The organism is Saccharothrix longispora (assembly GCF_031455225.1).
Taxonomy (GTDB): domain Bacteria; phylum Actinomycetota; class Actinomycetes; order Mycobacteriales; family Pseudonocardiaceae; genus Actinosynnema; species Actinosynnema longispora.
On sequence record NZ_JAVDSG010000001.1, the window covers coordinates 3969216 to 3985939 of the forward strand.

Below are 16724 nucleotides of genomic sequence, written 5' to 3' on the forward strand. Positions count from 1 at the left end.
GTCGAGAGAAGTTGGCCGACACACATGAGTTCCGACACCGCGCACGACAAGCTGATCGCCCTGCTGGACGAGCACGACGCCACCTACCGGGTGATCGAGCACGCGCCGGAGGCCGTGACCGAGGTCGTCAGCCAACTCGCGGGGTACGACCAGCGCCAGGCCGCGAAGTGCATCGTGGTGATGGTCAAGGTCGGCAAGAAGGTCACCCGCTACGCGGCTGCCGTGATCCCCGGCCACAAGCGCGTCGACTTCACCAAGGTCAAGGCGCTGTTCGGCGGGACCTACGCCGGGTTCGCCCCACCGGAAGCCGCCGAGGAGCTGGCCGGGACCCCGGTCGGGACGATTCCCCCTTTCTCGTTCGACGAGCGGATGGAACTGTTCGTGGACCCCGAGGTGCTCCAGCACCCGGAGGTGTTCTTCAACGCGGCCCGGTTCGACCGCTCCATCGCATTGGCGACGGCGGACTACGAGGCCATCGCCAAGCCCACCGTCGAGCCCATCGCCCAGGCCTGAGCGGCCGCCGGACCCGGGCCGCGCCCGCTCTCCGGACGCCCCCCGAAGCATTCCCGCAGGTTCGTGATGACGCGCCGCCACCGGTTGACGACCCGGCGCGCCCACCTGCACGAGGTAGTCCCCGCCAAGGCCCCGGCTATCGCGCCCCCGGGGCTTCTCAAATGCGCCGGGGGCCGGACAGCCGCTTGACGCGGTCCGGGCACGCTGCTACTTTCAATTTATCACGACGAATATTCACATATAAATACCGCAAAGCCTTCTGGCAGAATTCTTGTCAGCAGTCGGCGGCACATCGGGACAGCGGCGTCCACGCCATCAACGACCACCACCCGATGCAGTTACCTTGAATCCGGTGCCAGTTTCGCGCGCGAATGGCCCGCCGCTTTCACGAGGGAGCTGTTGCTTGCTGCACCCCATGACAGAACCCAGCGCCGCGAACGGCGCGGACGCCGTCGTGCTCGCCCGGCGCGAGGACGCGGCCCTGCGGCTGTTCGCCTTCCCGCACGCCGGGGGCGGGCACCAGAGCTTCGCCGAGTGGCCCGACGGGCTTCCCGAGGACGTCGAGGTCGTCTCGTACACCCTGCCCGGCCGGGGCCGTGACCTGGGCGGACGTCCGCACGCGGGATGGCGGGAACTCGTGGACGACCTGGCCGACCTGGTCGTGCGGCACGACGACGGGACGCCGTTCGCGTTCTTCGGCCACAGCTTCGGCGCGCTGGTCGCGTTCGAGGTCTCCCGCCGCCTGGCCGACGAGGGCCTGCGCACCCCCGGGGCGTTGTTCCTGTCCGCGCACCGGGCGCCGCACCTGCCGTGGGGCGAGTCGGCGCGGCATTCCTTACCCGAGGCCGAGTTCGTCGACCTCGTGCGCGCGTGGGGGCTCGTCCCGGAAGACCTCCTGGCCGACGACGAACTGCTCCGGCTGATCCTCCCACCCCTGCGCGACGACCTCCGGCTCGACGAGGAGCACGTCTGCGCGACCGGTGACGCGACCGGTCGCCGACTGGCCGTCCGGTGCGTCGTGTACGGCGGTTCCGAGGACCGGACGGTGACCCCGGGAGAACTGCGGGCGTGGCGGCAGCACTTCACCGGCACAACACACTTCGACACCGAGATCCTGCCCGGCGGTCATTTCTTCACCGTTACCGGGCGAGCCTCTCTGCTGGACAGCATCAGCGCACATCTCGATCAGGTGAAAAAGGACGTCGGCCCGTCGATCAGCATCACGGGAACGGCGTACCCGAAACCCGATCGGACGATCTGGGCGCGTTTCCGGGAACACGTGGTGTCACAGCCCGACGTCCTCGCGCTCATTGATCACCCCCGGCAGTGGACCTACCGCGAACTCGACGCGAGCGCGACGGCCCTGGCGGCCGACCTGACCGACGCGGGCGTCACGCGGGGTGACGTCGTCGGCCTGCTGCTGCCCCACTCGGCCGAGTACTGCGTCGGCCTGCTCACCTGCTTCGGCCTCGGCGCGCCCGCGTGCCTGCTGGAGAAGAACTGGCCGCCCTCGCTGCTCGCCGGGTTCCTGGAGAGCGCCGACGTCCGGGTCGTGCTGACCACCCCGGAGCTCGTGGACCTCCTCCCCGCCGCGTTCCGCGAACCGGGACGGGTGCTCGTGCTCGACCGCGACCGCTGGGCGGACGCCCCGGCGGACGGGCGGGAACCGGTGGCGTTCCCCGAGGTGGAGCCGACCGACATCGCGCTGATCTCGATGACGTCCGGCACGTCCGGCACGCCGAAGGCGGTGCTCAACAACCACCTCGGCTGCCTCTACTGCTTCGACGCCCGCTACGGGCTGTACCCGTACGCGGAGACCTCCCGCGACGGCCTGAACGCCTTCTTCGCCTGGGAGTGCCTCAGGCCGCTGCTGGCGGGCAGGTCGGCGGTCGTGATCCCGGACGACCACATCTTCGACCCCGTGCGGCTCGTGGACACCCTGGAGGGGTCCGCCATCACCCGCGCCGTGGTGCCGCCCTCGCTGTTCGAGACCCTGCTCGACCACCCCGTCGTGGGTCCGACGCTGGTGGACCGGTTGGCGCACATGGAAGTCTGGTTCCTGATGGGCGAGGTCGTGCCCACCCGGGTCGTCGACAAGGCCGCCGCCCTGCTGCCGCCGCACGTGCGGCTGGTCAACTCCTACAGCACGTGGGAGTGCCTGGACGTCTCGTTCGCCGACCTGCTCCCCCGCCCCGCCGGCGCGGTCACCCGGTCGGCGTTCGCGCCCGCCGGCCGCGTCCTCGACGGCAGCGCGGCGGTGCTGCTCGACGCCGACGGCGAACCCGTGCCCCGCGGCGGCGTCGGCGAGCTGCACTTCGCCGGTCCCGGTGTCGCCGACGGCTACCTCGACGACCCGGTGAAGACCGCCGAGCGGTTCGTGCCGTGCCCGCCCGCGCTGGCCGGCTCCCCGTTCGCCGGGCACACCTTCTACCGCACGGGCGACCGCGCCCGGTTCCTGCCGGACGGCGGCCTGGAGATCCTCGGCCGCACCGGCGACCAGGTCAAGGTGCGCGGGTTCAAGGTGTCGCTGCGGGCCGTCGAGCACGTCCTGGAGGACCAGGACGGGGTGTCCCGCGTCATCGTGCGGCCGGTGCTGGACAGCCGCACGAACCAGCCGACGGGCCTGCTGGCCTACGTCGTGGGCGAGGGCGGCCGGCCCTCGGAGACCGTGCTGGCCCGCTCGAAGCGCAAGGCCAGGCGCGACCTGCCGGAGTACGCCCGGCCGCGGCACTTCATCGGCCTCGACGCGCTGCCGATCGGCAAGGGCGACTCGCGCAAGCTCGACCTGTCGGCCCTGCCCCCGCCGCCGGAGGAGGACGGCGAGGAGGCCGACCGCGGCGGCGCCGCGCCCACCACCATGGAACAGCGCGTCGCGCGGGCGTGGCAGGAGGTGCTCGGCGTGCCGAGGGCCGAGCCCGACGACAACTTCTTCGACCTGGGCGGCGATTCGCTCAGCGCGTCGCGGCTGTCGGGCGTGCTGGCCGAGCGGTTCGGCATCTCCCTGCCCGTCGTCGACGTCTTCCAGCACAGCACCGTGCGGGCCATGGCCGAGCACTGCTCGCGGGGTTCCGGCCCGGCCGCCGCCACGGCGCGCGCCCGCCGCCCGCACACCACCCGGCTGGCCGTCGTCGGCATGGCGGGGCGCTTCCCCGGCGCGCCGGACGTCGAGTCGTTCTGGGAGAACCTCAAGAACGGCGTGGACTCGCTGACCACGTTCAGCGCCGAGCGCCTGCGCGCCAAGGGCGTCCCGGAGGAGGTCCTCGCGCACCCGGAGTGGGTGCCCGCGGCCCAGGTGGTCGACGACGCGGACAAGTTCGACGCGGGCTTCTGGGGCATCGGACGGCGCGAGGCCGTGATGATGGACCCGCAGCACCGGGTGTTCGTCGAGACGGCGTGGGCCGCGCTCGAACAGGCCGGGTACGCGCGGCGCGGCAACCCCTACGGGCGGCGCACCGGCGTGTTCGCGGCGTGCGGCATCGACGGCTACCTGATCCACCACCTGGAGGGCGGCAGCCTCAAGGACCCGCTGGACCCGGCCGGGGTGTTCCTCACCGAGATCGGCAACGAGAAGGACTACGTCGCGACCCGGGTTGCCTACCTGCTCGACCTCGGCGGCCCCGCGGTGACCGTGACGTCGGCGTGCAGCAGCGCACTGGTCGCGGTGGCGCAGGCCGCGCAGGCGATCACGTCCGGCCAGTGCGACATGGCCGTGGCCGGCGGGTCGTCGATCACCTTCCCGAACTTCGGCTACCGCTACGCCGAAGGTCTGGTGGGCAGCGTGGACGGCCACGTGCGCCCGTTCGACGACGCGGCGAGCGGCACGCTGTTCGGCGACGCCGTCGGCGCGGTCGTGCTCAAACGCCTGGACCTGGCGATCGAGGACGGGGACCACGTCTGGGCCGTCCTCACCGGCTTCGGCGTGTCCAACGACGGCCGGCTGAAGGCGGGCTACGCCGCGCCGAGCGCGCGGGCCCAGACCCAGTGCATCTCCGACGCCATCGCCATGGCGGGCATCGGCTCAGAGCAGGTGTCGTACGTGGAGTGCCACGCGACCGCCACGCACGTCGGCGACGCCATCGAGGTCAAGGGGCTGCACGACGCGTTCGCCGAGCACCGGGGCCCCGACGCGCCGGCGGGCGCCCGCACCGCGCTGGGCAGCGTCAAGGGCAACATCGGCCACGCGAACTGCGCGGCGGGCATCACCGGGTTCATCAAGGCGGTCCTGTGCCTGCACCACCGCACGCTGGTGCCCACGGTGAACTACGCGACGCTCAACCCGAAGCTGGTCGACCACGTGGACGCCGACGGCTCGCCGTTCACCGTGCAGCAGGCCCTCGAGGAGTGGACCGTGGCCGACCCGGCGACCCAGCTCCCCCGGCGCGCGGGGGTGTCGAGTTTCGGGATCGGCGGCACGAACGCGCACGTCGTGCTCGAAGAGGCCCCGCCGGTCGAACCGGGCGGACCGGACCCCCGCACCCCGCACCTGGTCACGGTGTCCGCGCGGAGCGAGGGCGCGTTCCGGCGCAACGCCGACGCGCTGGCACGGTTCCTGGAGGGCCTGCCCGCCGACGAGTTGGGCCCCGCGATCAGGTCCCTGCACGTCCGCCGCGAGTCGCACACCCTGCGCGCGAGCGCCGTCGTCCCCGCGGGTGACCTCGACGCCCTGCGCCGGCTGCGCGACGAGCCGCCCCGGACCACCGTGCCGACGGGGCACGCGGCCACCGTGGCGTTCACCTTCTCCGGGCAGGGTTCGCAGACCGCGGGCATGGCGCGCGGCCTCTACCGGGGCGGCGCGGACGGCGGCCGGTTCCGCCGGCACTTCGACGTGGCCTGCGCGCGACTGGCCCCCCACCTGCCGGACGACCCGGCGGCCCTGGTCCTCGGCGCGGACGACACCTCCGTGCTGCGGCCGACGACGACGCAGTGCGGCCTGTTCGCGGTGGAGTACGCACTCGCGAGCACCCTGGTGGACGTCGGCGTCGTCCCCGTCGCCGTCGCCGGGCACAGCATCGGCGAGTACGCCGCGGCCGTCGTGTCGGGCGTGCTGGCGCTGGAGGAGGCCGCCGAACTGGTGGCGGTGCGGGCGCTGGCCACCGAGGAGCTCGTCGGCGAGGGCGGCGGGCGCGTCGGCGGGATGCTCAGCGTCGTCGGCGACGAGGACGTGCTCCTCGACCTGGTGGACAGCCGGGAGGACGTGTGGCTCGCCGCGGTCAACGCGCCCGGTCAGATCGTTCTGTCGGGGACGGAGCCCGCCCTGCGGGAAATCTCGGAAGCACTCGCGCGCGGCGGCGCGACGTGCAGGTCGGTGCCCGTGTCGCACCCCTTCCACAGCGACCTGGTGGCCCCGGTCGCCGAACGGGTCGCCGCCGCGGCGGCGCGGTTCGACGCCCGCGCGCCCGAGGTGCCGCTGGCGGCCAACCTGACCGGGACCTGGCTCGCCCCCCGCCACCGGCCCGACGCGCACTGGGGCGCGCACGTCACGTCGACCGTGCGGTGGCGCGACGACGTGGCCGCGCTGCTGAAGTGGGAACCCGACATCGTGCTGGAGATCGGGCCGGGTGCGGTGCTCACCTCGTTCACCCACAAGCTGCTCAAGCACCTCGGCGACGCGTCGTCGACGCCCGTGGCGACCATGCCGAGGGCGAAGGACCCCGGCGCGGACGACGAGGTGGCGTTCCTGGACGCACTCGGGCAGCTGTGGTGCCAGGGCGTCGAGCTGGACTTCGAGGCGTTCCACGACCGCCCGGGAGCACGCCGGCCGACCCACCGGCCGCTGCCGACCTACAGCTTCGACCGGACCAGCCACTGGACGAGGCCCCAGGCGTCCATCCACGTCGACGACGAGGTCCGGGACCCCGGACCGGCCGCCGGGGACGCGCCGGGCCGGCTGGTCCGGCACACCGCCAAGCCGGGTGCGCGGGTCACGCTGTACTGCTTCCCCTACGCGGGCGGCGGCCCGGCCGCGTTCCGGTCGTGGGCGCGCTCCGCCCCCGCGTGGCTGGACGTCGTCGCGGTCGGACCGCCCCGGTCGGGCGACGACGCGGCGGCGCTCGCGGAGCTGGCCGCCGACCTGCGGGCGGACGCCGGCGCCGGCGCCGTGGCGTTCTGCGGCCTGAGCTTCGGCGCGTCGCTCGTGCTGGACCTGCTGAGCGGCCCGCTCGCCGACTGGCGCGACCGGGTGCTGGCGGTGTCCGCCGTGGGCCGCGCCCCGCTCGCCGGCGAGGTGGTCGCCGCGGATGCCGAGTCGTTCCTGATGGTGCCCGAGGAGCTGCGCGACGACGAGCGGTGGCAGCGGGACGTCCTGCCGCTGCTGCGCGCCGACCTGGCGTTCGACGCCCGCTCGGCGCAACGGGTGGCCGAGCGGCCTGGTCCGGTGCTGGACTGCCCGCTCCAGGTGCACTGCGGCACGGACGACCCGTCGTTCCCCGCCGCGTCCGCGCACGAGTGGGCCGACGTCACGAGCAGCCCGGTCGTGGACGTGCACCTGCACACCGGCTCGCACGACTTCATGCTGCACCGCCGCGAGCGGGTGCTGGAGCAGATCGTCGCCCTCCTCGACCGCCTCGCCCCGGCCGACGCCGGGGACGCCTTGCACGAGGTGCGCTGGACGCCCGTCGCGCCGACGACCGGACCGCGGGAGATCCCGTGGACCGACCTCGACCGCGCGGGGACGGCCGCGACGACCCGGTTCCTGCTCGACACCCTGACCGGTCCCGACGCCGAGGCGGCCGTGCTGCTGCGACCGGCCCCGGACGTGCCGGCGAACCGGCACTGCGCGGTGCTGCTGGACCTCGCGCGGTCCCTCGTCACCGGTGGGGCGCGCGGCCGGCTGGTCCTGGTGGTGCCCGCCCGCCCGAACAGCGGCCTGGTGGCCGGCCTGACGCGGTCGCTGGCGCTGGAGGAGCCCGGCCTGGCGGTGCAGCGCGTCCACGTGCGGGGCCTGCCGGAGGACGTGGACCACCCGGTGCCCGACCTGCTGGTGCGCGAGCTGCTGCGGTCGGTGTCCCGCCACCCGCTGGAGGCCGACCTGCTCACCGGCGGGGCCCCGTCCGGCGGAACCCTGTCCGGCGGGGTCCTGCTGGGCCGCCGCCTCCTGCCCGCCGCGCTGCCGGACCTGCCGCCCGGCACGCTGGGCGCGGCCGAGGGCGGCTACCTGGTCACCGGCGGCACGGGCGGCATCGGACGGGTGGTCGTGGACTGGCTGCTGCACACCCAGGGCGTCGCCCCCGAACGGGTGATCGTGACCGGCCGGACGGCACCCGTCGACCTGCGCCGGGGCGTCCGGTTCGTCGAACTCGACCTCGCCCGGCCGCTCGACGCGGCGGCCGGTATCGGTCCGCTGGCCGGGATCGTGCACCTCGCCGGGGCGCTGGACGACGGCGTGTTGACCAACCTGGACGCCTCCCGGTTCGACGCCGTGCTCGCGCCCAAGCTCGCCCTGGCCGGGCTGGTCGACCTCGGCCGGGCGTGCGGCGCGCCGTGGATCACCGCCTTCTCCTCCACCAGCGCCCTGCTCGGCTCGGCGGGCCAGGCCAACTACGCGGCGGCCAACGCCTGGGTGGACGCCCGCGCCACGTGGTCCGCGCCCGACGACGGCCCCGCCGTCGTGTCCGTCGCCTGGGGCACCTGGGGCGAGGTGGGCATGGCGGCGCGCAACACCAGGGCGCTCGACGCGGCACGCGACGGCGGCGAGACGCCGTTGACCACGGGCCGCGCGCTGGCCCTGCTCGGCCGGGTCGTCGGCGCGCAGCTGTCCGGCGCGGCCGGGCGCCACTTCGCGGCCTGCGACGTGGACTGGGGGCGCGGCCCCTGGGCGGGCACACCGCTGGTGTCGATGCTGCCGGCCGGTCGGCGGCCCGACCGCGCCCGACCGGCCGAGGTCGTCCTGAGCGCGCCGAAGTCACCGGCCGCGCCCCGGGCCGACGACCGCCACGACGACCCCGTGCACGCGTTCCTCAACGGCTACGTCCACCAGTGGGACGAGTCGAAGCAGCTCGCCGACCTCGGGCTCGACTCGCTGGACTTCGTCCGGATGCGCGGCGACTTCGCCCGCGTGTTCGGCAAGGACGTGCCGCTGACCGCGATAGCGAGGCCCGACCAGCGCCTCGGGGACCTGCACTCGCTGCTGTCGGACTACTGATCACGCACATCCGCTTGCCGGGGGAAGGGGCAGGTCATGCCTGTGAGCGACACGGAGCACCGGACCGCGACGCGCACCGACGACGCGGCCGACGCCTACGACGACGCCGTGCGGCGATTGCCGCGCGCGGAGGTCGAGCGCTTCGCGGAGGCTTCGGCGCGCTACCGGGCGGCGGTCGCGGAGCACCTGTCGCCCGCGCTGCGGGACCTCTCCTCGAACCGGCCCGTGGACCCGGACCGGCTGCGCGCCCTGGCCGCGGCGGTGGCCGACGACCCGCTGCACCCGGCGTTCGACCCGGACACCGCGCGGTCGGCGGAGGACGTCGTGCTGGAGCGGCTGCACCTGGTGCGACGCGTGTGGGAGCCGTTCTCCGACTGGTGGTGCGGCTACTTCTCCGACCGCGACGGCTCGACCGTGCCGCTGGTCGACCTGTGGCAGCTCTACGTCCCCTTCGCCCGGTGGATCGTGCGGGAGAAGCGCGAACGCCGCCCCGACGGGCTGTTCGTGATGGCCTTCAACGGCAGCCCCGGCGCGGGCAAGACGGTGCTCACCACGGCGCTGTCCGTCGTGGTCAACAAGCTCCTGGACCCCCGCACCGAGGGCCGGGCGGTCGCCCGCAGCGGTGACGACTGGTACCTCGGCAGGGCCGAGCGGGAACCCCTGCGGCTCCTCGGCTACGACGCCGGCGTGCCGGGGGTGTCCAACCGGGCGCTTCCCGGGACGCACGACCTCGCCTGGCTGCGGCGCAACCTGGCGGAGATGGAGCGCAGCGGCCCCGACACCGTCATCCGGATGGGCAACTTCGACAAGCGGGCCGACGACCAGCCCACCGGGCCCGACCGGTACTTCGAGTCGCACGGCAGGGTGGGGGTGCTCCTGTTCGACCTGTGGTTCGCCGGCGCGCGGACCGACGCCGACCCGGCGGACCTGCCCGACGGCCTGCGCCGCCGGGTCGCGGAGCACCTGCGCGGCTGGGCGCCCGTCTTCGACCGCTTCGACGCGCTGTGGGCGTACGACTGGAACCCCTACGCCCGGCTGCTGGCCGACCGGGAGGCGCAGGAGCGCCTGGTCGAGCAGCGGCGCGGCACGCGCGGCATGAGCCGCGAGGACATCCGCACGTTCATGGCCTACATGATCGAGCGGGCCTGGGACTGGCGGACGACGTCGCCGCTCCCGGCGGAGGACAGGATCACCTTTCGCGCCTGGCGCGACACCAACCACCGCGTGATCGCGGTGCACCGAGGAGGTCGGGCTTCGTGACGCAGTCGCCTTCCCACCCGCCGGCCGGGCGGACGTTCGCCATGCCGGACGTGGTCCGCCAGTTCCGCGAGCTGGTCGACGAGGAGTCGCACGGGGGCCGCGTCCACGACACCGTCGTCATCGGCGGCGGCGCGGCCGGCGCGGGCGTGCTGCGGGACATCGCCTCCCGCGGCAACGGCAGCGCCCTGCTCGTGGACCGCGGCCCGTTCGGCGGCGAGACGTCGAGCAAGACCGGCAAGGCGATCCACCCCGGCATCCGCTACCTGCGGATGGGCTTCCACCGGCTGTTGCTGGCGGCCGGCCTGCGCCGGGACCCCAAGATCAAGCAGACGCCGGCGCAGAACCTCCGGTCGGCGTGGCTGGACCTCAAGCTGGTCTGGTACGGCACGCGCGAGCGCAAGATCCTGATGGACACGACCCCGGACACCGTCCAGGAGATCCCCAACGTCGTGTTCGTGCTGCCGGACAGCCCGGAGAAGAAGTGGGCGGTCTTCTTCGGCATCTCGCTCTACGACCTGTTCACCGCGGTGTGGGCGTGGCTCGGCGGCTCGCCGCGCGGCAGCCGGGTGAAGCTGTTCTTCGACAAGCGCGCGCTGCACCGCGAGCTGCCCCACCTGGCGGCGGACTCCCCCGCGCTCGCCGGCATCCAGTACTGGGACGGCAAGGCCAGCAACGACAAGAGCCTGGTGCTCAAGGCGATCCGCGACGCCTACTACCGGGGCACGGAGGCCCACCCGATCCGGGCGCTGAGCTTCGTCGAGGTCGAGCACTACGAGTGGCGGCGGGACGGCGCGCGCGGGTACTTCCTGGTGACCCTGCTGCGCCGCTTCGACCACGACGAGCTGCCCGAGCGGGTCACCGTGAAGGCGCACACGATCGCCAACGGGGCCGGTCCCTGGCTGGACCGGGTGCGCGACCGGACGACGCGGCCCGACGGCAGGCGGTCCGTCGTGTACTCCCGGGGTTCGCACCTGGAGGCGACGAACCGGTTCATCCACGAGAGCCTGTCGGCGGACCCGAAGCTCCAGGTCGGCCTGGTGCCGCTGAACGCCGAGCGCCAGCACTACCTGCGCCCCTTCCACCAGAACGGCATCTGGTACGTCCAGTGCACGACGACGGACCGGCCGCACGAGGACCCGGACCTCGTCGTGCCGATGGAGGACGAGGTCGAGGAGCTGCTGCACTCCTACAACGAACTGGTCGACGACCGCTGGAAGATCACCCGGAGCGACGTGTTCCACGTGTTCTGCGGCATCCGGCCGCTGGCGGCGAGCGACGGCGGCGAGATCGCGGTCAAGGACCTGACCCGGATGTTCCGCATCACCCGGCACGACCGGGGCGGCCCGGTGTTCGACATGGTCAACATCAAGCTGACCGAGTTCCGCTGGGCCGGCCGCGAGGTCGTCGAGCAGATCGCCGCGGAGCTGCGCCGCGGCGGCGTCAAGAAGCTGAACCCCTCCACGACGCACCGGCTGCCGTTCCTGACGGTGGAGGGCGAGGAGCGGTTCGCCGTGCACCGCGCCGACCACCCGCGCGGCGACCGGGAATTCCTGCGGGAGAAGGTCCGCCACCACGTCGAGCACCAGCTGGCGTACAGCTACGAGGACTACCTGATGAACGCCGGCGGCATCCGGGACGCGGTGGTGTTCGACGAGGGCGGTCGCTGCGAGATCGACCTCGGCGTGCTCGACCTGGTGCTGGCGGAGATGGCGGCCGCGCTGGGCTGGGACGCCGCGCGGTGCGCCCGCGAGTGGGACCGGTTCGCGGAGGTCTACACCCGCAACATGGCGCACTGCGACCTGGGGGACCGCGTGGGCGACCACCCCGGACCCCGGGCTGAAACATCCATTGTGGACACCGAAGACGTCGAGGACGCCGTGGACGTGCGCGACGTCGTCGGCATGCAGGACGCCAAGTCCGGCGCGGGCGACTGAGGGAGCGGGCATGTACTTCGAGCGGGACGCGAGTCTGCACCACGTCGAGGAGGAGGTCGTCGCCGTCGTCGGCTACGGCATCCAGGGCAAGGCGTTCGCCGCGAACCTCCGCGACAGCGGGGTGCGGGTCGTCGTCGGCAACCGGGAGGACGAGTACCGGGAGGCCGCGGTCGCGGACGGGTTCGACACGCGCCCGATCGCCGAGGCCGCCGCCGCCGCGTCGATCGTGCTGCTGCTGATCCCGGACGACGCGCACCCGAAGGTGTTCGCGGAGGACATCGCGCCGAACCTGCGCGACGGCGGCCTGTTCGTCATCGCGCACGGCTTCTCGATCCGGTTCGGGCGGATCACCCTGCCGGCGGGCGTCGACGCGGCGCTGCTGGCCCCGAAGATGTTCGGCAAGCCCATCCGGCAGCACTACCTGGACGGCTCGGGCGTGCTCGCGTTCCTCGACGTCGTCCAGGACGTGACGGGGTCTGCGCTGGCGCGGACCCTGTCGGTCGCCAAGGCCGTCGGCTTCACCCGCTACGGCGTGATGCCGGTGTCGCTGGCCACCGAGACGGAGCTGGACCTGTTCCAGGAGCAGTTCCTCACCCCGCTGCTCATCGACGCCGTCCGGATCGCCTACGAGGTGCTGGTCGAGTCCGGGTGCGAGCGCGTGCCGTCGCTGCTGGACATGCACGCCTCGGGCGAGATGGCCGAGATGCTGGTCGAGGCGATGTCGGCGGGCCTGTACGAGGTGATCGAGCAGCAGGGGTCGCCGACGTGCCGGTTCGGCGTCCAGCGCTACCTGGGCAAGCTGGTGGGCGACGACCTCAAGGCCAAGGGCCGGGAGATCCTCGCCGACATCAGGGACGGCGGCTTCGTCGAGGCGCTGGACGAGGAGGCCGCGGCCGGCTACCCGAGCCTGGACGAGTACCGGGCGGCCTACCGGGCGAGCGACGTGACCAAGGCGCACGACGAGCTGCGGGCGATGCTCCGCTCCTCCTGACGGAAGGCCAGGACCTTGTTACCAGACGTCAAGCACATCGGGCACGGCCTGCCGGACCACGACTCGCTGGTGGCGCGGGACGCCCGCCACGTCCTGCACCCGTGGGCCGACCTGTCCACCCTGGGCACCCAGGAGTCGCTGATCATCGCCGAGGCGCACGGCATCGAGGTGGCCGACAGCGCGGGCAGGACCTACCTCGACGCGATCGGCGGCATGTGGTGCGTCACGGTGGGCTACGGGCACCCGGAGCTGGTCGAGGCGATGGCGGCCCAGGCGCGGAAGATGGCGTACTTCACGCCGTTCGGGGACGTCTCCAGCGAACCCGCCGCGCGGCTGGCCGCGATGCTGGCGGACCTCACCCCCGGCGACCTCAACCGGGTGCAGTTCACCACCGGCGGCTCGACGGCGGTGGAGTCGGCGGTCCGGATCGCGCACTACTACTTCGCCTCGCGCGGCCAGGCGGCCAAGCGGCACGTGCTGTCCCGGGTGAACGCCTACCACGGCGGCACGTACCTGACGGCGTCGCTGTCCGGCAAGTCCGCGGACCGCACGCTGTTCCAGTACGAGAGCGACTGGGTCCACCACCTGGAGAGCCCCGGCTACGACCCGGACACCTCGCCGGTGTCCGCGGCGGAGCGCCTCGACGGGCTGGTCGCCGGGATGGAGCGGGCCATCGCCGGGATCGGGGCGGAGAACATCGCGTGCTTCGTCGCCGAGCCGATCCTCGCGTCGGGCGGCGTGCTCGTGCCGCCGCCCGGCTACCACGAGGCGACGCTGGAGCTGTGCCGCCGCAACGACATCCTCTACGTCTCCGACGAGGTGGTCACCGGCTTCGGCCGGCTCGGGCACTTCTTCACCTCCGAGGCGAAGTTCGGCGTCGTGCCGGACATGATCGTCACGGCCAAGGGCCTCACCTCGGGCTACCAGCCGCTCGGCGCGGTGATCGTGTCCGACCGCATCGCCGAGTCGCTGGCCGCGAACGCCGACCGCGACAAGCCCGTCTTCTCCAACGGGTTCACCTACTCCGGGCACCCGGTGGCCTGCGCCACGGCCGTCGCCAACATCGAGGTGATGCGGCGCGACGACGTGTGCGGCCACGTGCTCGACGTCGGCCCGTACTTCATCCGGCGGCTGCGGGAGCTGCGCTCCTCGTCGATCGTCGCCGCGGTCCGGGGCGACCACCTGATGGCGTGCGTGGAGTGCCACGTGCCCGGCGAGGACGGCCCCACCGCCCGCAACCAGGCGCTGGCACGCCGCGTGGACGCGTACTGCGAGGAGGCGGGCCTGCTCGTGCGGCCCTACGAGAACCTCTGCATCATGTCGCCGCCGCTGATCATCACGCGGGGCGAGGTCGACCGGATCGTCGACATCATGGCCGACTCGCTCGCCCGCGCGGAGCACGACCTGCGGACCGGCGCGGTCCAGTAGCCGGCGCGACCGCGGGACCGGACGACACCGACGAAGACCGGAAGACCTGGAAGTGGTGCCATGGAAGCGTCCTCACCGACCCTGGACTGCCGCGGGCTGCCCCCGGCCCTGGCGGTGCTGCGGATCAAGCAGGCCATCTCCGCCACCCGCGACGCCCACGCGCCCGTGCGGGTGGTGCTGGGCGAGGACTGCGGGCGCGACCGCGTGTCGCTCGCGCTCGGCGAGGCCGCCGGTCGGCTCCAGTACGCCGACGCGCCCGGCCCGGAGCCGGCCCGGCCGTGGTGGCAGCGGCGCGACCTGCGCTACCGGGACGGCCGCCTGCACCTGGGCGGCACCGACGTCGGGGAGCTGGCCGAGCAGGTGGGCACGCCCGCCTACGTCGTCCGGGCCGACCGGGTGCGCGAGAACGTCGAGCGCCTGGCCGGCGCGATGGCCGCCGCGGACCTGGACCACCGCGTCTACTACGCCATCAAGGCCAACCGGTCGCCGGGCCTGCTGACCTACCTGCGCACCACCGGGCTGGTCGGCGTCGACGTGTGCTCGGCGGGCGAGCTGCTGCACGTGCTCGCCGCCGGGTTCGCGCCCGACTCGATCTCGTTCACCGGAACGTCGCTGTCCCGCCGGGAGATCGAGCTGCTCACCCGCTTCCGGGGGCTGCGCGTCAACTTCGACTCGCTGTCCTCCCTGGACGCGTTCGGCCGGGCGTGCCCGGGGCGCGAGGTCGGCCTGCGCATCAACCCCGGTGTGGGCGTCGGCTACCACGGCGACGAGCGGCTGAACTACAGCGGCGCGCCCACCACCAAGTTCGGGATCTACCGCGAGCACCTCGACGAGGTGCGGGCGATCGCCGAGCGGTGGGACCTGGACGTCGTCCGCCTGCACTTCCACGTCGGCTGCGGCTTCCTGGACGCGGAGCTGTCGCAGCTGGAGGACGCGCTCGACGCCGCCGACGCGTTCACCGGGCACTTCCCCGACCTGCGGGAGATCAACCTGGGCGGCGGGCTCGGCGTGCCGCACACCGCGGCGGACCGGGCGCTCGACCTCGACCGGTGGGCGGGCGCGGTGGCCCGCCGGTTCGCCGGGCGCGGCCTGGTCGTCGCCGTCGAACCGGGTGACTACCTGGTGAAGGACGCGGGCCTGCTGCTCACCACGGTCACCTACGTGGAGCGGCGCCGCGACGTGTTGTTCGCCGGGCTCGACGCGGGCTTCAACCTCGCCGTGGAACCGGCCTTCTACGGGCTGCCCTGCGAACCCGTCGCGGTCGCGCCGCGACCGGACGGTGGCACCGCGACCTACACCGTGGTGGGCAACGTGAACGAGGCGCTCGACCGGTGGGCGTCCGACCACCGGATGCCCGAGCTGCGGGAGGGCGACCACGTGGCGCTCATCAACGCCGGCGGCTACGCGGCGTCGATGCGCTCGGAACACTGCCTGCGCGGAGAAGCCCGCGAAGTACTGCTGATCGACTGAATCCACCGACGCTTCCCACCAGCCGTCCGCGCTCTTCTTGGGGGTCTACCAATGCGGTCAGAAAGCATGCTGTCAGCGTGGGCGCACACTCCCGACATCGCAGGCGACATCGTGCCCAGCTTCGCCTTCAACCCGACCGACCCGTGGACGACGACGTTCCAGGAAGCCCTCCGGCGCGCCGACCTCGCCGGCCGCCGCGTGTACGAGGTCGGCGTGGGCACCGGGACCAACATCGCCTTCATGCTGCGCCAGTGCGGTGCGTCCATGGTGCTGGGCAGCGACCTGGACCCCCGGTTACCGCTGCTCGCGCAGCGGCTGATCGGCGAGATCGCACCCGACCTGCTGGAGCGGTTCCGCCCCATCGAGGGGTCGGTCAACCTCATCGACACGCCCGACGCCAGGGCGGGGGTGGCCCTCGCCGACGTCGTCGTGGGCTGCCTGCCGCAGGTGCCCGACCCGGATGACCCGATGTACCTGGACTTCCACGGCGCCCAGTTGGAGACGGCGGCGCCGGTGGGTGGGCGCACGGACGACCACATCGCGCACTACTACCCGTGGACGGCGTTCAACGACTACCCGTTCAACGCGGTGGGCCTCGGCCTGATCGAGGCGCTGCTGCGGCGGGTCAGGTCCTGCTCCCCCGCCGCCCGGGTCGTGCTGACCTTCGGGTGCCGGATCGGCCGGGACCCGATCCTCCGGCTGTTACGCGCCAACGGGTACCAGCCGGAGGAGCTGGTCTCGCGGATCGTGCCGCAGAACGAGAGCACCGACATCTCGTTCTTCGTCGCCCTGGAGGCCGCCCTGCGCGGCACCGGCTGCGAGTCGGACTTCACCTGCGAGTTCTACGCCGACCCCGACGGCCGGGTGCCCCTGACGGCCGCCGAGGCCAAGGAGCGGCTGGACGCCGATCCGGCGCTGCCGGTGTTCCACGAGATCTGCGTCCTGCGGGGCCACCCCGGGCCCGCCGCGGAATGACCAGTTGGAGGTA

8 protein-coding genes are annotated in these 16724 nt (G+C 73.2%); all 8 read left to right on the top strand.

Going from position 1 to position 16724, the window contains the following annotated elements:
* The first annotated feature begins 24 nt into the window (after nucleotides 1-24).
* The 8 genes from J2S66_RS15705 (at nucleotide 25) to J2S66_RS15740 (ending at nucleotide 16711) form a co-directional block, all read left to right on the top strand.
* The gene (locus J2S66_RS15705; protein ID WP_310307808.1) at nucleotides 25-513 is read left to right on the top strand and encodes a YbaK/EbsC family protein; all 489 of its coding nucleotides are present in this window, start codon (nucleotides 25-27) and stop codon (nucleotides 511-513) included.
* 415 nt (nucleotides 514-928) lie between these two features.
* Nucleotides 929-8653, top strand: coding sequence for an alpha/beta fold hydrolase (locus tag J2S66_RS15710; protein ID WP_310307810.1), 7725 nt, complete (start codon nucleotides 929-931; stop codon nucleotides 8651-8653).
* Nucleotides 8654-8695: 42 nt separating this feature from the next.
* Complete coding sequence (locus J2S66_RS15715; RefSeq protein ID WP_310307812.1) at nucleotides 8696-9913, top strand: hypothetical protein; 1218 nt, start codon at nucleotides 8696-8698, stop codon at nucleotides 9911-9913.
* A complete protein-coding gene (locus tag J2S66_RS15720) occupies nucleotides 9910-11847 on the top strand; it encodes an FAD-dependent oxidoreductase (RefSeq protein ID WP_310307814.1) in 1938 nt (645 codons plus the stop codon). The genes J2S66_RS15715 and J2S66_RS15720 overlap by 4 nt, the downstream gene beginning before the upstream one ends.
* A 10-nt stretch (nucleotides 11848-11857) precedes the next feature.
* Nucleotides 11858-12838, top strand: a complete 981-nt coding sequence (locus tag J2S66_RS15725; RefSeq protein ID WP_310307817.1) for an NAD(P)-binding domain-containing protein — start codon at nucleotides 11858-11860, stop codon at nucleotides 12836-12838.
* Nucleotides 12839-12853: 15 nt separating this feature from the next.
* Entirely contained in the window at nucleotides 12854-14266 is a 1413-nt protein-coding gene (locus tag J2S66_RS15730; RefSeq protein WP_310307819.1) for an aminotransferase, read from the top strand.
* Between the two features lie 60 nt (nucleotides 14267-14326).
* Nucleotides 14327-15736, top strand: coding sequence for a diaminopimelate decarboxylase (locus J2S66_RS15735; RefSeq protein WP_310307821.1), 1410 nt, complete (start codon nucleotides 14327-14329; stop codon nucleotides 15734-15736).
* A gap of 66 nt (nucleotides 15737-15802) precedes the next feature.
* On the top strand, nucleotides 15803-16711 hold the full coding sequence (locus J2S66_RS15740; protein ID WP_310307823.1) for a class I SAM-dependent methyltransferase: 909 nt from the start codon (nucleotides 15803-15805) through the stop codon (nucleotides 16709-16711).
* Nucleotides 16712-16724 lie beyond the last annotated feature (13 nt).

Excerpts from the sequence above, each read along its gene's own strand:
- J2S66_RS15725 (WP_310307817.1), top strand. The coding sequence starts at position 11,858 with ATGTACTTCGAGCGGGACGCGAGTCTGCACCACGTCGAGGAGGAGGTC.
- J2S66_RS15735 (WP_310307821.1), top strand. The coding sequence starts at position 14,327 with ATGGAAGCGTCCTCACCGACCCTGGACTGCCGCGGGCTGCCCCCGGCC.
- J2S66_RS15740 (WP_310307823.1), top strand. The coding sequence starts at position 15,803 with ATGCTGTCAGCGTGGGCGCACACTCCCGACATCGCAGGCGACATCGTG.
- J2S66_RS15705 (WP_310307808.1), top strand. The coding sequence starts at position 25 with ATGAGTTCCGACACCGCGCACGACAAGCTGATCGCCCTGCTGGACGAG.
- J2S66_RS15710 (WP_310307810.1), top strand. The coding sequence starts at position 929 with ATGACAGAACCCAGCGCCGCGAACGGCGCGGACGCCGTCGTGCTCGCC.